Raw genomic sequence first — 18,089 nt, forward strand, 5'->3', positions numbered from 1 at the left:
CGCGAACGCCGCCGGCCGCCCGGTCGGGTGCTTGCGATTACCACTACTCACCGTCACCTCATACCCGGTGCGGTGGCCGGGCAAACGGGTGTTCCAGCCCGCCGCCCGTGCAGCGGTTAGACCAGGCTGATCCAGTAGGACCAGAACGCCTGCAGCACGAGTACCACGATCACCAGATACCACACCAGCAGCGCGAAGCTGTGGAACTTGGCCAGCGCCGCGCCCAGCGCCCGCCCGCCACCGAGGTGGCCGGAGCGCAGCACGTGCAGCGTGGTGTACCAGAAGATCGGGATGGTGACGGCCCACACGACCATGCAGTACGGGCACAGCGCGCCGATCTCGTACAGGCTCTGCACGATCAGCCAGTGCACGAACACGACGCCGAGCGTGCTGCCCAGCTGGAGGCCCAGCCAGAACCAGCGCGGAGCGGTCAGCCCGGCCAGCAGCGCCGCACCGGCGGCCATCAGCGCCGGGAACGCGGCCACCCCGATCAGCGGGTTGGGGAAGCCGAACAGCGCGGCCTGCGCGCTGTCCATCACCGAGCCGCAGGAGATGATCGGGTTCAGGCTGCACGACGGGACGTAGTTCGGGTCGCCCAGCTTGTTGATCTTCTCGATGGTGAGCGCGAACGCGCTGACCAGACCGATCGCGCCGCCGATCACGTACAGCCAGCCGAGCCCGCGCGCGGGGGCGGGCGCGGGAGCGGGGGCGGCGGCGCGGGCCTGCTCGGTGGCGGTCACTTCGCCAGCTCCTGGTTCAGCTTGTCCCGCAGCTGGTTGACCACGTCGGCGTAGGTGGTCCCCTTGTCCGTGGTGGGCTCCCACTTCTGGCCGTTGATGAAGAAGCTGGGCGTGCCCTCGACCCCGGCGGTCTTGGCGTCGGCCTGGTCCTTCTTGATCCGGTCGGCGACCTGCTGGGAGTCCTGGTCGGCCTTGAACTTCGCGACGTCGAGCCCGATCTGCTGGGCGTGCTGGTCGAAGACCTTCTCCGCGCGGGCTTCGTCGTCGCTCACGTTCTGCCCGTCGGGCGCGACGGCCCAGGCGGAGTAGTCGTCGTAGAGGGCGTGGTACATCTCCTTGTACTTGCCCTGCACGCCCGCCGCTTCGGCGGCCTTCGCGGCGGATTCCGCGAGCGGGTGCGCCTTGGCGATCGGGAAGTGCCGGTTCACGAAGGTGATGCGGCCCGCGAACTCCTCCTCGATCTGCTTCGTCACGCCCGTGTAGTACTGCCAGCAGGCGGGGCACTGGAAGTCGAGGAACTCGGCGACGGTGACCTTGCCGTCGGGGGATTCGGAGAGCTTGTTGCTGTCGGGGTGCGCGACGACGGTGCTGAGGTCGGGCGCGCCGTTGCCGCCCTGGCTCGCGTCGTCCTTCTGGCCCGCGGAGTAGAGCAGGATCCCGCCCACGACGAGCAGCGCGGCCACCACGACCACGATGCTCAAGATCATGTTGGTGGAGGGGCCGCTCTTCTTCAGCAGCGGGTTCGTTGTCTTCGGCATCGCTTCGTGCACCTTCGGCGGTCGGCTCGCGCGGGTGTTCCCGCACCTGCGGCAGAGAGATCCAGTTTCCCCCACCAACACGAAAGTGTGAGAGAGCGGGTGGTCACGGGACCGCCCTGCCCACTACGGGTATACCGCATCGGTGACGGAGTCCGATGTGCTCGACCTGGTGGACGCGGGACTGCGCCCGCTGCTGCGGCGGTGGACGGGGGACTGGCTGGCTCCCGCGTTGGCCACCCGCACCGCGACCCGCTTCTCCGATCCGGACTGGCTGTTCGAGCGCAAGCTCGACGGGGTGCGCGTCGTCGCGGCCCGCACCGGCGGCGCCCCCGTGCTGTGGTCGCGCAACCACAACCGGGTCGACACGGCCTACCCGGAGCTGCTGGACGCGTTGCGGTCCCAGCCGGACCGGTTCGTGGTGGACGGTGAGGTGGTGGCCTTCGACGGCGGCCGCACCAGCTTCGCCAGGCTGCAGCACCGGATGCACGTGTCCGACCCGCGGGCCGCCCGGCGCAGCGGGGTGGCGGTGCACTACTACCTGTTCGACCTGATGGCGATCGGCGACGTGGACGTCACCCGGCTGCCGCTGCGGATCCGCAAGCGGCTGCTGGCGGAGTGCTTCGAGTTCGCCGAACCGCTGCGGCTCACCGAGCACCGGCGCGGCGACGGCGAGGAGTTCTACCGGCAGGCCTGCGCCCGCGGCTGGGAGGGGTTGATCGCGAAGCGGGCGGACCGGCCGTACCGCAGCGGCCGCACCCGGGATTGGCTGAAGCTCCCGTGCACCTCGCAGCAGGAGTTCGTCGTCGGCGGGTTCACCGAGCCGAAGGGCTCGCGGTCCGGCTTCGGCGCGCTGCTCGTCGGCTACTTCGAGCAGGGCGAGCTGCGGTACGCGGGCAAGGTCGGCACCGGGTACGACGAGGCGACGCTGCGGGAGCTGCGGGGGAGGCTGGACGCGCTGGCCCGGCGGGAACCGCCGTTCGCCGACCGCATCCCGGAACGGGAGGCGCGGTGGGCGGAACCGGAGCTCGTCGCCGAGGTGGGGTTCACCGAGTGGACGGCGGACGGACGGCTGCGGCACCCGAGGTTCCTGGGGCTGCGCAACGACAAGGCGGCGTCGGAGGTGGTGCGGGAGGGCTGACGCCTGCCTCCGGAGATCCCGGTGTTCCGGGCTCGCCCGAGGCAGGCCGCCGCGGTCCCCGTCACCTCAGGACGCTGACCACCGCGCTGTTCTGCGGTACGGGCTGAGGTTGGGACCATGCGGCGAGCACGACGGTCGCCAGGACCATCATCACCGTTCCGACAACCGACACGATGGTGCGGCTGCTGATCTGCATGGTTCGCGCCCCGCTTTTCTGGAGGAGTGGATCTGCTGCTGGTTTCGGCGCCGAGTCCCGGAGACGCGCGGTCCGCCTGATCCGTTCTCCACCGCCTCGGGACCTGCTGGGGTGACCCCGGTTCCGGTGGAGGAGACGTCGCCGCGAACTCGACTGCCACAGGGCATGTCGCCGCACTCCGACAATACGTTACGTGGCCGAAATATTCCCTGGTGGCGTCCGTCTCGCCCACGTGAGGGAAGGCTCGGTGCGGGGTCGTGGCGGAGCGCCGACGGACCACCGCGCAACGGCGGTCACCGCTCCCAGAACCCCTGCTGGTCCAGCCGCCGGATCACGACCTGGCCGTGGTGCGCGAGGTGCTCGTGCATCGCCCGCCGCGCCGCCTCCGGATCGCGGTTGTGCAGCGCGCGCAGGATCGCCCGGTGCTCCGACCCGGTCGTCTCCGCGTGGTCCTCGGTGGCCGCCAGCAGCTCGCGCGGCACGTACCGGGACGTCAGCTGCACGAACCAGGCGAGCTTCGCCGAATCGGCGATGTCGTAGATGGCGTGGTGGAACCGCAGGTCCAGTTCCGCCGCGTCACCGATCCCGAACCGCCCGGCGTGCTCCAGCTCGGCCTGCACCTCCTCCAGCCCGGCGAGTTGCCCGACGCTGATCAGCGCGGCGGTCCGCGCGGCCAGCTCACCGGCGATGGCGGCCTGCACGCGGCTGGTGTCCTCGATGTCCTTGCGGTTCAGCGGCAGCACGGTGAACCCGCGGCGCGGTTCCAGCTCGACGAAGCCCTCGCCGCGCAGCGCCAGCAGCGCCTCGCGCACGGGGGTGACGCTGACGCCGATCTCCTCGGCGAGCCGCTCCAGGTGCAGGTGCTCGCCCTTGCGCAGCAGGCCGGTCACTATCCGGTCGCGGATCCGGGAGGCCACCTCGTCGGAGAGCTGGGGGCGGGGTCGTCGGTGGGGCAGTCCTGCTCCGGGCATCGCTCTCTCGATCGTCGCCTGATTTCGATCGTCCCCGCTCGATCGTGCTGGGGGTGCGCCGCCCGTCGCGCGCGGCGTTGCTGCTGCGAACTTGATACCAGGCGGGCGGTACGACCGGATCGCTGCTCGTGGTCCGGCGGGTATCGTCGCAGGACGTGGCCGCCGATCCCGCTCGTCCGGTGCCCGATCCGGGGCACGCGATCACGCATTCGCTGGCGGCGGCCCGGCTCGGGGACGCCGAGGCGCTCGCCGGCCGGTTGATGGGCGCGATCTTCACCGACAATCCGGAGTGGACCGACTACCGCCCGGTGCCCCGCGAGGACCTCTACGACGGCTGCCGCCGCTACCTGCAACGGGTCCTGGAGATCCTCAGCGGTGCCGCGGGCGACCCGGACGGCGACGACGTGGCCGCGGAGATCGGCCGCCGCCGCGCCGAACAGGGCGTGCCGCTGGAGGTCATGCTGCGCACCTTCCGGCTCGGCGGCCGGATCGTGTGGGAGGCCATCGTCGAGCAGGCGCACGCCGATCGCGCCGATCCGGACGTGGTGCTGGGCGCGGCGACGTCGATGTGGACGGTGATCGACGGGCTGTCCTCGACGCTGTCCACCTCGTACCGCAACACCGAGCTGGAGCGGCTGCGCCGCGACGACCAGCGCAGGCACGCGCTGGTGGAGGACCTGCTCAGCGGCCGCGCCCGGGACGCCGCCTTCGCGCAGCGGACCGCGAAGGAGCTGGACCTGCCCACCGGCGGCCGCTACCTGGTCGTGGTCGCCGAGATGCGCGCCGACGGCAGCTTCGCGCTCAGCGGCCAGCACGATGCGTTGGGCGGGGTGCACATCCGATCGGTGTGGCAAGTGCGCGCGGACACACTGGTGGGGCTGGTGGCGCTGGAGCAGCGGGACCCGGCGGGTGCCTTGGACGTGCTGCGGCCGCTGGCGCGCGGCCGGGTCGCGGCCTCGCCGGAGGTGCGCGGGCTGGCCGAGGTGGGGCTGGCCCACCAGCTCGCGGTCACCGCGATGGGCACCGTCCCGCACGGGGCGGCGCAGCTGGTGTCGCTGGACCGGCACTACCCGGAGGCGCTGCTGGTGCAGTCCCCTGAGCTGGCACGACGCCTGCTGGACTCGCAGCTGGGGCCGTTGCTGGAGCTGCCGGTCAAGGAGCGGGACATGCTGCTGGAGACGCTGACCGCGTGGCTGGAGGAGAACTGCTCCACGGCGAACGCGGCGCTGCGGCTGCACTGCCACCGCAACACGGTGCTCAACCGGCTGCACCGGATCAGCACCTTGATCGGGCGGTCGCTGCAGGGCCGGGCCGCGTACGTGTCGCTGTCGCTGGCGCTGTCGGCACTACACCTGCGGGACGGGCTGCGCGACTGAGCCGCGGAACGAATTTTTCGCGTTTTTCCGCTATCCGCGAGGGGCACGGGTTTTCCGGGGTCGCGCGCGCTAGGATCTCACCGACCGTGAGATTCGATCACCTGGAGTGCTGACCGAGGCCGAGATTGTGCGGAGTGCACAGCGACCGTCGTCGAAGTCTGGGCGGTCGCGCATAGCGCCGAAGTGGCAGCGCTCACGACACTCTGAGTGAGAATCACCCGATATTCACCCGGCTGCGAACCCGCCCGATGGCGCGGTGTCGTCAGGGCCGGCGCGGCTCGAAGGAGCACATCGAAGTGCAGGAATACGACCTCCTCGTAGTGGGCGGCGGCCCCGGCGGTTACGTCGCCGCGATCCGGGCCGCGCAGCGCGGCCTCAAGGTGGCCGTGGTCGAGAAGGAACGGCCCGGTGGCGTCTGCCTGAACTGGGGCTGCATCCCGACCAAGGCGATGCTGCGTTCCGCCGAGGTCTACGAGACGGTGCTGCACGCCGCGGACTTCGGCATCCGCGCGGAGAACGTGGGCCTGGACTACGACGCCATCACCCGCCGCAAGGACGGCGTGGTGAAGGGCCTGACCGACGGCGTCGCGGGCCTGCTCAAGGCGAACGGCGTCACCGTCGTCAACGGCCACGCCAAGTTCACCGGCCCGACCACCGTCGACGTGTACGCGGTCGGCGAGTCTGCGCTCGGCGCGAACGGCCCGCGCTACGCCGCCGAGCCCGCGGGCGACGAGCCCGTCGACCGGATCAGCGCGCGCGACGTCGTCGTCGCGACCGGTTCGGTCCCGGTCCAGCTGCCGCTGCCCGGCGCGGAGCTGCCCGGCGTGATCACCTCCGACGGCGCGTTCGGCCTCACCGAGGTGCCCGGCAAGCTCGCCGTCATCGGCGGCAGCGCGGTCGGCGCCGAGTGGGCGAGCCTGTTCAACGCCCTCGGCAGCGAGGTCACCATCATCGAGATGCAGCCGACGCTGGTGCCCGCCGAGGACGCCGAGATCGGCAAGGCCCTCGGCCGCTCCTTCTCCAAGCGCGGCGTGCAGGTGCTCACCGGCGCCACCGTCTCCAAGATCGAGGAGGGCGGGAAGGACGCCGCCCTGAAGGTCTCGGTGGACGGCGCGAAGGTCTCCGAGGTCGACGCGGACGTGGTGCTGGTCGGCGTGGGCCGCAAGCCCAACACCGCATCCCTGGACCTGGCCGCCGCCGGCGTCGAGGTCGACGGCCGCGGGTTCGTGCAGGTCGACGAGAAGCTGCGCACCAACGTCGAGCACGTCTACGCGATCGGCGACGTCACCGGCAAGGCGCTGCTCGCGCACGTCGCCTCGCACCAGGGCGTCGTGGCCGCCGAGACCATCGCGGGCCACCACGCCTCGATCGACTACAACGTGATCCCGGCCGCGACGTTCACCCACCCGGAGATCGCCAGCGTCGGGCTGACCGAGAAGCAGGCCACCGAGGCCGGTCACCAGGTGGTGGCCGCGAAGTTCCCGTTCGCCGCGCTGGGCCGCGCCCAGACCTTCGGCGACACCGAGGGCTTCATGAAGATCGTGGCGGGGGAGCAGTACGGCGAGGTCCTCGGCGTGCACGTGTTCGGCCCGTCCGCCAGCGACCTGATCACCGAGGGCGCGCTCGCGATCACCTTGGAGGCGACGCTCGACGAGCTCGCCGAGACGATCCACGCGCACCCGACGCTCGGCGAGATCGGCATGGAGGCGGCGATGACCGCCCTCGGCCTGCCGGTGCACACCGCCCCGCCGAAGAAGCGTTGATCCCCCCGTTCCGCTCCTCGCACCGAAAGGGTTCCGTGATGGCTGAGACCGCGACCCGCACCAAGCCCGCCACCCGCGCGAAGTCGACCCGCCGCAGCACGGCGAAGTCGGCCAAGTCCGGCGCGTTCTCCGGCGAGTCGGCCGAGCTGCTGCGCGGCTACTTCCAGCAGATGACGCTGATCCGCCGCTTCGAGGAGCGGGCCGCGCAGGGCTACACCCAGGCCAAGATCGGTGGCTACTGCCACCTGAACCTGGGCGAGGAGGCCACCGTCGTCGGCCTGATGTCGGCGCTGCGCAAGACGGACCTGCTGTTCACGAACTACCGCGAGCACGGCTACGCGCTGGCCAAGGGCATCGAGCCCGGCCGCGTGATGGCCGAGCTGTACGGCCGCACCACCGGCACCTCCAAGGGCTGGGGCGGCTCGATGCACATGTTCGACGTGGAGGCCGGGCTGCTCGGCGGCTACGGCATCGTCGGCGGCCAGATCCCGCTGGCGACCGGCGCGGCGATGGCCATCGACTACCGCGGCGGCGACCAGGTCGTGATGTGCCAGATGGGCGACGGCACCACCAACATCGGTGCGTTCCACGAGGCGCTGAACATCGCGGCGCTGTGGAACCTGCCGGTCGTGTTCGTCGTGGTGAACAACTTCCTGGGCATGGGCACCACGGTGGAGAAGTCCTCCGCGGAGTCCGAGCTGTACAAGCGCGCGTCCGCGTACCGGATGCACGGCGAGCGCGTGGACGGCAACGACGTGCTGGCGGTCCGCGACGCGGCGACGCGCCTGGTGGAGCGGGCCCGCGAGTCGGGCGGCCCGGCGCTGCTGGAGGCGGTCAGCCACCGCCTCAAGGGCCACTCGGTGGTCGACCCGGCGAAGTACCGCAGCGAGGAGTCGGTGCAGGAGGCCCGCGAGCACGACCCGGTGGTGAACTTCCGGGCGCGGCTGGTCGAGGCCGGTGTGCTCGACGAGGACGGCGCGCAGGAGATCGAGCGGCTCGCGCAGGCCGACGCGGACGCGGCGGTGGCCTTCGCCGACGACAGCCCGCACCCCGAGGTCTCGACGCTGTTCGACTACACCTACGCCACCCCGGTCGCCAACGACTCCCGCCGGCTGCCCGCCGACCCGGTGTTCTGAGGCGACCCACCCCTTCCTTCCGAGTCGCCGCGCGGCGCTCGGCGGTGACCCCGCCGGGTGCCGCCGGTGGCATGTCTTCTGGAGAAACGACTCTTGGCCGTCATCACCTACCGCCAGGCGCTGCACGACACCCTGCGCGACGAGATGCACCGCGACGACGACGTGTTCCTCATCGGTGAGGAGATCGGCGTCTTCGAGGGCTCCTACAAGATCACCGCCGGGCTGCTGCAGGAGTTCGGCGAGAAGCGGGTGCGCGACACCCCGATCGCGGAGGAGGGCTTCGTCGGTGCCGCGGTGGGCGCCGCGATGCTGGGGCTGCGCCCGGTCGTGGAGCTCATGACGATCAACTTCTCGCTGGTGGCGCTGGACCAGATCGTCAACCACGCGGCGAAGATCTACGGCATGTTCGGCGGCCAGACCAGCGTGCCGATGGTGCTGCGCACGCCCGGTGGCGGCGGCCAGCAGCTGGGTGCGACGCACTCGCAGAACATCGAGCTGTACTACGCGTTCGTGCCGGGCCTGAAGGTCGTGGCGCCGAGCACGCCCGCGGATGCCAAGGCGCTGCTGCTGGCCTCCATCCGGGACGACGACCCGGTGCTGTTCCTGGAGAACCTGGCGCTCTACAACACCAAGGGCGAGGTCCCGGACCACGTGGAGCCCGCCGAGATCGGCAAGGCCGCGGTGACCCGCGAGGGCAGCGACATCACGATCATCGGCTACTCGCGGATGGCGGGGGTGGCCACCCAGGTCGCGGAGAAGCTGCACGACGAGGACGGCATCAACGCGGAGGTCGTGGACCTGCGCAGCCTGCGCCCGCTGGACCGGGAGACGATCGTGAACTCGGTGCGCAAGACCGGGTGCGCGGTGGTCGCCGAGGACGACTGGCTGACCTACGGGATCGGTGCGGAGATCGCCGCCTCCATCTCGGACGGCGCGTTCGACTACCTGGACGCCCCGGTGCGCCGCGTCGCGGCCGCGGAGGTGCCGCTGCCGTACGCGAAGCCGCTGGAGCGGGCCGCGCTGCCGTCCGCCGAGTCGCTCACGACGGCCGTGCGCGAGACTCTCGACGCCGTCGGCCGCCGCCGCTGAGCTCGACCTGGGTCGTGCGTTCGGGTCGGACCCCGGGAGCCACGACGAGCCGGTTCACCATGAAGTCTTGAGAGTTCCCGAGGAATGTGCAGATGACTGAGATCCAGATGCCCCGCCTGTCCGACACCATGGAGGAAGGCGTCATCGCCGCCTGGCGCAAGAAGGTGGGCGATTCGATCGAGCGCGGCGAGGTCGTCGCGGACATCGAGACCGACAAGGCCATCATGGAGCTGGAGGCCTTCGACGCAGGCGTGCTGGAGAAGCTGCTGGTCGAGGAGGGGCAGACGGTTCCGATCGGCACGCCGATCGCCGTGGTGGGCGACGGTTCGGGCGCTGCGGCGGAGTCGGCGGCCGCCCCGGCCCCGGCCGCGGAGAAGCCGGCCGAAGCTGCCCCGGCCGCTGCTCCGGCCGAGCCCGCCGAGCCCGCTGAACCGACGAACGGCAGCTCGGTCGCCGAGGGTTCCAAGCCGAAGGCGTCGCCGCTGGCGAAGGCCGTGGCGAAGGACCTGGGCGTGGATCTCGCCGCGGTGCGGGGTTCCGGTCCCGGTGGCCGGATCATCCGCGCCGACATCGAGGCCGCGGCGTCCTCCGCCCCGGCTCCGGCGGCCGCCCCGGCTCCGGCCGCGCCCGCTCCGGCTCCGGTCCAGCAGGTGGCGACTCCGGCGGACGCCGAGGAGGTGCCGCTGAGCAACATCCGCAAGGTCACCGCCAAGCGGCTCACCGAGAGCAAGCAGCAGGCCCCGCACTTCTACCTGACCAGCGCGATCGACGTGACCGAGCTGGTCGCGTTCCGCGCGCAGCTCAACGAGCGGCTGCAGGCGGCGGGCGGCCCGAAGGTCAGCATCAACGACCTGGTGGTGAAGGCGGTCGCCACGGCGCTGCGCGCGAACCCGTCGGTGAACGTGTCCTTCGGCGGCGACAAGCTGATCAAGCACAAGCGGATCAACCTGGGCGTCGCGGTGGCCATCGAGGACGGGCTGATCGTGCCGGTCATCCCGGACGCGGACCGCAAGAGCGTTTCGGAGATCGCCACCGAGGGCCGGGAGAAGGCCGGGCGCGCCCGCGAGGGCAAGCTGAAGCTGGACGAGATGTCCGGTGGCACCTTCACCATCTCGAACCTGGGCATGTTCGGCATCGAGCAGTTCTCCGCGGTGATCAACCCGCCGGAGGCGGGAATCCTCGCGGTGGGTGCGGCCAAGGACGAGCTGCAGCTGCGCGACGGCGAGGTGGTGGCCCGCAAGATCCTGCGGGTGACGCTGTCCGCCGACCACCGCGCGATCGACGGTGCCGTGGGTGCCGCGTTCCTGCAGCAGTTCACCGCGCTGCTGGAGGACCCGCTGCGCATCATCGCCTGACGCGCGAACTCCGACGGCCCGCCCGCCCCGTGCTCCGGGGTGGGCGGGCCGTCGCTCGTTCCAGGTGAGTGGCCCACCAGCCCGGTCTCGTTGGTCGAGCGGGCCGCTCACCTGATCGGAGTTCCAGGGGTCCGGTCAGAGCTCCAGGGGCCAGCGGTGGCGGCCGGTGCTGATCCGGTGGGTGCCGTCGGGGTGGACGGTGAGCGTGCAGCGATCGGGGGTGGGACGACCGGCGTCCCGCCACCAGGCGTGCGCGGCTTCGACCTCGTTCCAGAGCTCGCGCGGCCCGAGCTGCAGCACCGGCCACGGGTGCTCGTCGCGGATCATGCCGACGCGCGCCCACGATCCGGTGCGGCGGTCGTGCAGTTCGACGTCGCGGTGCCGCTCGTCGCGGTCCTCGACGGTGAGGTGGCAGTGCGGCACCCGGAGCCCGATGGTGAAGGCGGCGCGGGAGAACTCGACCACCTCGTACAGCTCCGGCCCGCGCAGCGCGGTGCTGCTGCGCCGCGCCGCGCGGAGTTCGTCCTCGTCCGGTTCGAGGCGGTGCCTGCGCTGCTGCCGCAGCCGCATGAACGAGAGCCGCGTGCCGCAGCGCCCGGTGGCCGAGCCGTCCGGCCGCACTTCCAGTCTGGTGAGCGCGTCTTCGCCGTAGTCGGTTCCCCACGGCAGCAGCACCAGTCCGCCGACGCGGGTCTGCTCGATCCAGGCACGCGGGACGGTGCGCGCCGAGGCCGTGGCGATGACCCGGTCGTACGGCGCACCGGACGGGTGCCCGGCCGCGCCGTCGCCGGTGATCACGTCCACGTCGCGACCGGTGGCGGCGAGCACGTCCCGGGCTCGGGCGGCGAGTCCCGGGTCGATCTCCACCGAGGTCACCTGGCCGTGCGGGCCCACCCGGTCGCGCAGCAGCGCGGCGTTCCACCCGGTGCCGGTGCCGATCTCCAGGACGCGCAGGCCCGGTCGCAGGTCCAGCGCGTCGAGCATCTCGGCGACGAGCGAAGGCTTGCTGCACGAGCTCGTCGGCGTCCGCGCGTCGCCGCCGGGTTCGCCGTCCGCGACCTGCGTCACGACCGGTTCGTCGGCGTCGACCAGCGCGTGCCAGCGCGCGGGTTCCCGGTGGAGGGAGACCGGGGTGAAACCGTCCGATTCGGGGTCGTCGTCCCAGACCACCGGCGGGATGAATGCGCCGCGCGAGGCGGGGAGCGGAGCCTGTTCGCCCACTGCGGACTACTTCTCGCTCTCCGGACCTTCGTGCTTATTTCCGTCGTCGTCCGTTCCCCACGTCTCCCACTTGTCCGGTTGCGGCGTGCCCTGCCCGTCCCGGTCGGCGTCCCGTCGGCCCATCGTTTCGCCCTTCCTGCGTCGGGAATGCGTCGAATTCCAGGGTGCCGGAGCCGTCGGGCGAGGTGGGAGGTGCTGCGGGGTGAACCGGTTGGCGAGATCGAGTGCGGTGAACTTCCTTGATCGGCGGGTGGGGGAGTGCTATGCCGCTTCGGCGGCGAGCTCGTGGGTGATCAGCGGGGTCACCTCGATGTCGGCCCAGGGCCAGATCGGCAGGGCGGACAGGATCGCGTGCAGCTGCTCGGCATCGTCGGCGACCCAGACGCCGACGTTGGCCCGCTTGCCGACGACCGTCCAGAAGTGCCGGATCACGCCGTCGGCGAGCAGTTCGCGGCCGCGCGCCTTCTCGCGGGTGATCACGTCCTCGCGTTCGGCGGCGGGGAGTTCGAAGACGCGGGCGACGTCGACCTGGACGAGGAATTCCACGGGTGCTCCTGGTTTTGCTGGGGGCCGGGCGGTGCGACGGCCGGGTGCCGCCACCATACATCGAAGTTCGACGAACTTCGAACTAGTAGGCTGGAGCGCATGGCGCGCAATCCCGACCATCCGGACCTGCGGGACGTCCGGCTCGACCGGATCTTCGCCGCGCTCGGCGACCAGGCGCGGCTGCGGATCGTCGCGGTGCTCGCCGACCGCGCCGAGCACCAGCGGGAGGACTTCGCGGTGGAGGTCGGGCCCTCGACGCTCAGCCACCACATGAAGGTGCTGCGGGAGGCGGGCCTGGTGCGCTGCCGGTTCGAAGGCACCCGCTGCTTCGTGTCGCTGCGCGCCGACGTGCTCCAGCGCTACGACCTCGCGCTCGACGGGGTGCTGCGCTCGCTGGAAGAAGAACCGGCCTGACCGCGCGAATCCGCGTACGCTCGATCTTCGAACCGCTGGATCGAGGCGAGGGGGACGCGCCGTGAGCATCGTGTCCGCAGGCGGACGGTGGATCAACAAGGTCGTCGCGCCGCTGGTCCGGCGGTTCGCGAAGTGGCCGGAGGTCGGGCGCACGAGCATGGCGGTCGTGTCCTACGCGGGCCGCAGGTCCGGCCGCGAGTTCGCGCTCGTCGTCGCGATCCGCCGCACCGCGTCCGGCGCCACCATCGCCGTCGAACTGCCCGACCAGAAGCGCTGGTGGCGGAACTTCCGGCAGCCCGGCCCGCTCACCATCGACATCGGCGGCGACCGCCGCACCGGCCAGGCCCACGCCGTCCGCGACGACGGCGGCAAGGTCCGGATCCACGTCGAGCTGACTGAGCTCCGGTAGCTCAGCCGTCGAACCGGCCGTGCTTGATCGCGGTGAGGAAATCGGTCCACTGGGTGTCGGTGGTCGTTAATCGAGCGGAATCCGGGGCCTTCGTGTCGCGTATCGCGGCGCGACCGCCGATCCGGCCGATCTCGACGCAGTTGTTCCCACCGCTGTAACTCGACTTCCGCCAGTTCTCCGGCATGCTTCCTCTTCCTGTCATGACAACGCGGCGATCAGATCCGCGGAATCGGCTGGGCTCAGCGCCGTTTTGCGCAAGGTCTCGACCGCTGCGCGATAGGTCTTGACCGCCTTCACGTCCGTGATGGTCGTGGAGGTGTCGAAGTGTTCGAGCTGCACCACCGGCTTGGCCTGCGCGAATTCGATCAAGGCCCAAGAACCGCTCAGCGCCGGCCCGCACGGTCGGTCGAGCGGGAGGACCTGGATCTCCACGTTGTCGCGCTGGCCCGCCCAAGTGAGTTCGTGGAGTTGTTCGCGCATGAGGTCCGGCGGACAGGCGGGGTAGCGGAGCCCCGCTTCGCCGATGATCGCGTGGAGCCGCTTCGGATGTTGTCCGGTGAGCACGTGCTGACGGCCGATGCGTTGCTGGGCGCGTTGTTCGGCTTCGCTGCGGCTGGACGCCCCGAACTCGGCGATGATGTGCCGCGCGTAGTCGTAGGTCTGCAACAGGCCCGGAATCATCAGCGGTTCCACGTTGATGATTTGCGTCGAGGTCCGTTCGTATTCGGTCAGAGCGGCTAGCTGCTTGTCGGTGCCGGGCGCGACCCAGTTCGGTTCGAGCGCGTCGCGAGCGAGTTCGAGGATGCGGTCTCGCTCGGTTCCGGTGACGCCGAGAACGGCGAGGATGGTCGCGGTATCGGCTTCGCTGGGAGTGAGTTTGCCGTTCTCCCAACGGGAAACGTGCGAGTTGCTGCGTCCCACCAGCTCGGCCAGGTCTCGGGAGGTCATCCCGGTGGCCCGCCTGGCTTGCCACAGCTCGACGCCAAGCGCGCGAGCCCGTGGGGTGTCTGCGCTGCTCGCCATGTCGAACATCGTAAGTCGTGACCACGTGCGTTCCCCGCCATCACCCGAAGGTGGATCTTGTGCGATCCGACGCATGCACTCAAGATTGATGCATGCATCAAGATGACGGTTCGCCACCTCCGCGGCAGCAGCGATCGATCGGTTCCGCCACCTCGTTCCCGGCGCGGGTCCGGTACCGGGCCGGGGCGGCGGGGGGTGCGGCGGGTCGTGCACATCGCGATGTCCACAGTGGAGGGTGACTGGCTCGCGCTCTGCGGGGTGCGGTTGCCCGCCGCGGACGCCGAGCAGATCTCCGACCTGCTCGGGATGCCGTGCATGGCCTGCACCCGGGTGCTCGCGGCCCGGTCCCAGGTGACGATCGGCGCCGACCCGCCGGTCGTGCTCGAAGCGGGGTAGCCCCGCTCGACCGAAGATCCGGTTCGCCGCCACGCCTTCCGCCGGCGGTGGACCGAGCCCCGCCGGGCCGCTCCCGCCTCCCCGACCGCGAGCGCCCGGCGGGGCACCCGCATCCGCCTCCACTACCTCCCCCGGGTGGGCGCGGATGCTCCCGGGCGGTGCCGTGCCCCGAGCCGCCCGGCCGCGCCTTCCCCCGCGACCGCCTGGCGAACCGCGGGGGAAGGCGTGCGGAAGGGGCGTTGGTCCCGTTCTGACCTGGGATTTCGGTGTCCTTCGGCTGCTGCGTTCACCTCGTTCGCCCCGCAAGATGGGGAACGGGCGAGACCGGGGGAGGGACGCGATGACGGGATTGCGGGAGGCCACGACCTGGCCCGCGCTGCGGGTCGAGGACTGGACGGGCACGCGGGACACGCTGCACCTGTGGACGCAGGTCGTTGGCAAGGTGCGGCTCGCGCTGGCGCCGATGGTCAACCACTGGTGGCAGTCCGCGCTGTACGTCTCGGCGCGCGGCCTCACCACCTCCGCCGTCCCGCACGGCGGAGCGCTCTTCGACGCCGAATTCGACTTCTGCGCGCAGGTGCTGCGGATCCGCACCGCCGACGACGAGCGGATCGTCCGGCTCGAACCGAAGTCGGTGGCCGCGTTCCACCGGGAGGTGATGGGCGCGCTCGACGACCTCGGGCTGCGCACCGGCATCCACGCGGCGCCGAACGAGGTGCGCCACGCCATCCCGTTCCAGCAGGACACCGAGCACGCCACCTACGAGCCGGCCAGCGCGCACCTGTGGTGGCGCCAGCTGGTCGCCGCGCACCGCGTGTTCCAGGAGTTCCGCGCGGAATTCCTCGGCAAGGCCAGCCCGGTGCACTACTTCTGGGGCGCGATGGACCTCGCCGTCACCCGGTTCTCCGGCAGGCCTGCGCCGCCGCACCCCGGCGGGGCGCCGAACTGCCCGGACGAGGTGATGGTGGAGGGCTACTCGCACGAGCTCAGCAGCTGCGGGTTCTGGCCCGGCGGTGACGGCGAAGGGTTGTTCTACTCCTACGCCTACCCGGAACCGGCCGGATTCCGGGGCCACCCGGTGCCGCCCGAGGCGGCGTCCTACCGGGCGGACCTCGGCGAGTTCGTGCTCGACTACGCCGACGTGCGCGCCGCGGCGGACCCGGACCGCACGCTGCTCGACTTCCTGCGCGGCAGTTACGAAGCCGCCGCGCGCGCGGGCGACTGGGACCGCCCACTCCTGGAGACCGCGCCCCGCGCCCGCCTCAGGTGAACGGGTCCGCCCGCCCGGGGCGCCGCGGCGGGCGGGCGGTCACCCGGGCAGCTTCCGCTCGACGGCGGTGAGGACGAGGTCCAGGCCGTACTCGAACTCCGCTTCGTGGTCGCACACCGCGAGGTGCGGGGCGATGGCCGTCAGCGACGGCAGTTCCGCGGATTCCAGGGTCCGCCTGCGCTGCCCGCCCGCCGCCGGATCGGTGCCGAAAGACGGCCCCGCGTTCACCTCGCGCAGCAGGCTGCCGACCAGGAAGCCGAGCGCGGCGCGCAGCGCGTGCACCGCCTCCCGCGGCGGACAGCCCGCGTCCAGCAGGGGCGCGACGGCCGCGGCCAGCGGGGCCAGCCCGGCAGGTGAGGCGAGCTGCCGGGTCAGCACGGTCGGCGCGGCCTTCGGGTGCGCCAGCATCGCGGTGCGGAAACCGCGCGCCACCGCCTCCATCCGCTCCCGCGGGCTGCCGTCGGCGGGCGGCGCGGGGATGCCGGCGAGCAGCGCCTCCGCGATGCCGTCCAGCACGTCGTCCTTGTCGGCGACGTGGTTGTAGAGGCTCATCGGGTCGACGCGCAGCCGCTGCGCGATCTTGCGCATGCTGATCTGGTCGAGGCCCTCCTCGTCGACGAGCGCCAGCGCCGCCTCGACGACGCGCTCGCGGGACAGCGTCGCGCTGCCGCGGGGCGGTCTGCCGCGGCGGCCCTTCGGTCCGGTCGTGGTCACGGGGTCAGTGTGCCCCACCCTTGTCGATATCTACAGCGTAGGTATAAGGTCACCACCGAAAGCCTACGGTGTAGGTAAACGAACCGAGGAGGGATGATGTCGACGCTCGACGTCATCAACAAGCTGCCCGCCGCCTTCGACCGCGAAGCCGCCGACGGGATCGCAGGCACCATCCAGCTCAACATCTCGACCCCCGTGCACGTGACCGTCGCCGACGGCGAACTCCGCGTCACCGAAGGCACCGCCGACGATCCCGACGCCACGCTCACCAGCTCCGACGAGGACCTGCTGGCGATCCTGCGCGGCGAAGCCGACGGCGTCGCCTCCTTCCTCGCCGGCAAGCTCCAGGTCGAAGGGGACCTGCAGCTCGCCAAGGAGTTCCCCGGCCTGCTCGACCCGGCCGCGCTCGCATGAGCCGGTTGTTCGGCGAGATCGCGCAGAACGGCTACGTCGTGCGCGACCTCGACACCGCCATCGCGAACTGGGTCGAGGTGCTGGAAGTCGGACCCTGGTTCTACTTCGAAGGTCTGAGCTTCGAGGACTTCCGCTACCGCGGCGAGCCGTCCGAAGCGCGCGTGGACCTCGCCCTCGCGAACTCCGGCGACCTGCAGATCGAGCTGATCCAGCCCGCCGACGATTCCCCGTCCATGTACCGGGACTTCCTCGCCGCCGGGAACGAAGGGCTCCAGCACGTCTGCTACTGGACCACCGAGTACCAGCGGCTCTACGACACCGCCCTCGCCCGCGGCTACACCGTCGGGCAGGAAGGCGCGGTCGGTGGCGCCCAAGGCCGCTTCGCCTACCTGGAAACCGGATTCCACCCCGGCACCGTCGTCGAGATCTCCGACGTCAGCGGCCCCAAGCGGTCGGTGTTCGACTTCATCCGCAAGACCGCCGCCGAGTGGGACGGCAGCAAGCCGATCCGCCGGATGTGAACTACCCGGCGCTCCCCGAGCGCCGAGGGCCCGCCGCTCGGACGCGCACGGGCGCACCCGCGCCGCACCCGTCGCGTCCGAGCGGGCACGGGCACCACCCCGACCAGGAGGACACCGTGAGCATCCCGCTGCCCGCCGACGACGAACTCTCCGACAAGAACCGCAGGCTGCTGCGCGGACTCCCGGACGCCAACATCTTCCGGATGGTCGCCAACGCGCCGAACAGCCTCAAACCGTTTTTGGACCTGGCCGGCTCGCTGCTCATGCAGTCCGAGTTCGACAAACGCGCCAGGGAGATCGCCGTCCTGCGCATCGCGACCATCACCGGATCGCACTACGAGTGGGCGCAGCACGTCCGCATCGCCAAGCTCGTCGGCGTCACCGACGACGAGATCGAGCGCGTCGGGGTCGACGGCCCGGTCAGCGGATTCGACGCGAGCACCCGGCTGGTCATCGATGCCGCCGAGGACCTCACCCGCAACGTCCGCCTGGACGACCGGCTGCTCGAAGCGCTGCTCGCCGAGCACGGCACGCGGCGCACCACCGAGTTCATCCTGTGCTGCAGCTACTTCAACATGGTCAGCAGGTTCCTGGAGTCCACCCGGGTCCCGCTGGAAGCAGCGCCGCTGATCTGAGCGC

At 71.2% G+C, this 18,089-nt stretch carries 22 protein-coding genes; 13 read left to right on the forward strand and 9 right to left on the reverse strand.

Going from position 1 to position 18,089, the window contains the following annotated elements; translation table 11 throughout:
• Window positions 1–116 precede the first annotated feature (116 nt).
• Together H1226_RS07585 and H1226_RS07590 are read right to left on the reverse strand one after the other, a co-directional pair.
• Window positions 117–740: a vitamin K epoxide reductase family protein gene (locus H1226_RS07585; RefSeq protein WP_258348061.1), complete on the reverse strand. Its 624-nt coding sequence runs from the start codon at window positions 738–740 to the stop codon at window positions 117–119.
• Complete coding sequence (locus tag H1226_RS07590; RefSeq protein ID WP_258348062.1) at window positions 737–1,498, reverse strand: DsbA family protein; 762 nt, start codon at window positions 1,496–1,498, stop codon at window positions 737–739. Before H1226_RS07590 ends, H1226_RS07585 begins: the two co-directional genes overlap by 4 nt.
• 142 nt (window positions 1,499–1,640) lie before the next feature.
• Between H1226_RS07590 and ligD the strand changes: the two genes are divergently transcribed.
• Complete coding sequence (ligD, locus tag H1226_RS07595) at window positions 1,641–2,636, forward strand: non-homologous end-joining DNA ligase (RefSeq protein ID WP_425565626.1); 996 nt, start codon at window positions 1,641–1,643, stop codon at window positions 2,634–2,636.
• 61 nt (window positions 2,637–2,697) lie between these two features.
• Here ligD and H1226_RS07600 read toward each other — a convergent pair whose 3' ends face one another.
• Window positions 2,698–2,832 (reverse strand): archaellin/type IV pilin N-terminal domain-containing protein, encoded by a 135-nt coding sequence (locus tag H1226_RS07600; protein ID WP_255615043.1) that lies wholly within the window; start codon window positions 2,830–2,832, stop codon window positions 2,698–2,700.
• Between the two features lie 293 nt (window positions 2,833–3,125).
• The gene (locus H1226_RS07605) at window positions 3,126–3,803 is read right to left on the reverse strand and encodes a GntR family transcriptional regulator (protein WP_258348065.1); all 678 of its coding nucleotides are present in this window, start codon (window positions 3,801–3,803) and stop codon (window positions 3,126–3,128) included.
• 155 nt (window positions 3,804–3,958) lie between these two features.
• Between H1226_RS07605 and H1226_RS07610 the strand changes: the two genes are divergently transcribed.
• The 5 genes from H1226_RS07610 (at window position 3,959) to H1226_RS07630 (ending at window position 10,522) form a co-directional block, all read left to right on the forward strand.
• Entirely contained in the window at window positions 3,959–5,179 is a 1,221-nt protein-coding gene (locus tag H1226_RS07610) for a PucR family transcriptional regulator (RefSeq protein ID WP_224959943.1), read from the forward strand.
• Window positions 5,180–5,475: 296 nt separating this feature from the next.
• Window positions 5,476–6,942 carry a dihydrolipoyl dehydrogenase gene (lpdA, locus tag H1226_RS07615; protein WP_258348067.1) on the forward strand — a complete coding sequence of 489 codons (1,467 nt, stop codon included), beginning with the start codon at window positions 5,476–5,478 and terminating at the stop codon, window positions 6,940–6,942.
• 38 nt (window positions 6,943–6,980) lie between these two features.
• On the forward strand, window positions 6,981–8,078 hold the full coding sequence (gene pdhA / locus H1226_RS07620; RefSeq protein ID WP_258348068.1) for a pyruvate dehydrogenase (acetyl-transferring) E1 component subunit alpha: 1,098 nt from the start codon (window positions 6,981–6,983) through the stop codon (window positions 8,076–8,078).
• Between the two features lie 93 nt (window positions 8,079–8,171).
• Window positions 8,172–9,167 carry an alpha-ketoacid dehydrogenase subunit beta gene (locus tag H1226_RS07625; protein ID WP_224959937.1) on the forward strand — a complete coding sequence of 332 codons (996 nt, stop codon included), beginning with the start codon at window positions 8,172–8,174 and terminating at the stop codon, window positions 9,165–9,167.
• Between the two features lie 92 nt (window positions 9,168–9,259).
• Window positions 9,260–10,522 (forward strand): dihydrolipoamide acetyltransferase family protein, encoded by a 1,263-nt coding sequence (locus tag H1226_RS07630; protein WP_258348069.1) that lies wholly within the window; start codon window positions 9,260–9,262, stop codon window positions 10,520–10,522.
• 135 nt (window positions 10,523–10,657) lie between these two features.
• Here H1226_RS07630 and H1226_RS07635 read toward each other — a convergent pair whose 3' ends face one another.
• Both H1226_RS07635 and H1226_RS07640 read right to left on the reverse strand, forming a co-directional pair.
• Window positions 10,658–11,692, reverse strand: a complete 1,035-nt coding sequence (locus H1226_RS07635; protein WP_258348070.1) for a methyltransferase domain-containing protein — start codon at window positions 11,690–11,692, stop codon at window positions 10,658–10,660.
• A gap of 312 nt (window positions 11,693–12,004) precedes the next feature.
• Entirely contained in the window at window positions 12,005–12,289 is a 285-nt protein-coding gene (locus H1226_RS07640; RefSeq protein WP_224958991.1) for a muconolactone Delta-isomerase, read from the reverse strand.
• Between the two features lie 99 nt (window positions 12,290–12,388).
• Here H1226_RS07640 and H1226_RS07645 point away from each other — a divergent pair, with 99 nt between their 5' ends.
• A complete protein-coding gene (locus tag H1226_RS07645; RefSeq protein ID WP_258348071.1) occupies window positions 12,389–12,703 on the forward strand; it encodes an ArsR/SmtB family transcription factor in 315 nt (104 codons plus the stop codon).
• 61 nt (window positions 12,704–12,764) lie between these two features.
• Entirely contained in the window at window positions 12,765–13,112 is a 348-nt protein-coding gene (locus tag H1226_RS07650) for a hypothetical protein (protein WP_258348072.1), read from the forward strand.
• Window position 13,113: 1 nt separating this feature from the next.
• Here the strand turns inward: H1226_RS07650 and H1226_RS07655 are convergent, their stop codons facing one another.
• Both H1226_RS07655 and H1226_RS07660 read right to left on the reverse strand, forming a co-directional pair.
• Entirely contained in the window at window positions 13,114–13,296 is a 183-nt protein-coding gene (locus H1226_RS07655; protein WP_258348073.1) for a DUF397 domain-containing protein, read from the reverse strand.
• A gap of 14 nt (window positions 13,297–13,310) precedes the next feature.
• Window positions 13,311–14,135 carry a helix-turn-helix domain-containing protein gene (locus H1226_RS07660; protein WP_258348074.1) on the reverse strand — a complete coding sequence of 275 codons (825 nt, stop codon included), beginning with the start codon at window positions 14,133–14,135 and terminating at the stop codon, window positions 13,311–13,313.
• A gap of 207 nt (window positions 14,136–14,342) precedes the next feature.
• On the opposite strand from H1226_RS07660, the gene H1226_RS07665 reads away from it, so the two are divergent.
• Together H1226_RS07665 and H1226_RS07670 are read left to right on the forward strand one after the other, a co-directional pair.
• Complete coding sequence (locus H1226_RS07665; RefSeq protein ID WP_258348075.1) at window positions 14,343–14,531, forward strand: hypothetical protein; 189 nt, start codon at window positions 14,343–14,345, stop codon at window positions 14,529–14,531.
• Window positions 14,532–14,871: 340 nt separating this feature from the next.
• Window positions 14,872–15,801, forward strand: a complete 930-nt coding sequence (locus H1226_RS07670; RefSeq protein WP_258348076.1) for a DUF5996 family protein — start codon at window positions 14,872–14,874, stop codon at window positions 15,799–15,801.
• A gap of 39 nt (window positions 15,802–15,840) precedes the next feature.
• Here the strand turns inward: H1226_RS07670 and H1226_RS07675 are convergent, their stop codons facing one another.
• Window positions 15,841–16,515, reverse strand: a complete 675-nt coding sequence (locus H1226_RS07675) for a TetR/AcrR family transcriptional regulator C-terminal domain-containing protein (RefSeq protein WP_258348077.1) — start codon at window positions 16,513–16,515, stop codon at window positions 15,841–15,843.
• A gap of 93 nt (window positions 16,516–16,608) precedes the next feature.
• On the opposite strand from H1226_RS07675, the gene H1226_RS07680 reads away from it, so the two are divergent.
• The 3 genes from H1226_RS07680 (at window position 16,609) to H1226_RS07690 (ending at window position 18,085) form a co-directional block, all read left to right on the forward strand.
• Entirely contained in the window at window positions 16,609–16,929 is a 321-nt protein-coding gene (locus H1226_RS07680) for an SCP2 sterol-binding domain-containing protein (protein WP_258348078.1), read from the forward strand.
• Window positions 16,926–17,450, forward strand: coding sequence for a VOC family protein (locus tag H1226_RS07685; RefSeq protein ID WP_258348079.1), 525 nt, complete (start codon window positions 16,926–16,928; stop codon window positions 17,448–17,450). Before H1226_RS07680 ends, H1226_RS07685 begins: the two co-directional genes overlap by 4 nt.
• 116 nt (window positions 17,451–17,566) lie before the next feature.
• Window positions 17,567–18,085 (forward strand): carboxymuconolactone decarboxylase family protein, encoded by a 519-nt coding sequence (locus H1226_RS07690; RefSeq protein WP_258348080.1) that lies wholly within the window; start codon window positions 17,567–17,569, stop codon window positions 18,083–18,085.
• Window positions 18,086–18,089 lie beyond the last annotated feature (4 nt).

Origin of the sequence: Saccharopolyspora gregorii, assembly GCF_024734405.1 — a bacterium.
Lineage (GTDB): Bacteria > Actinomycetota > Actinomycetes > Mycobacteriales > Pseudonocardiaceae > Saccharopolyspora_C > Saccharopolyspora_C gregorii.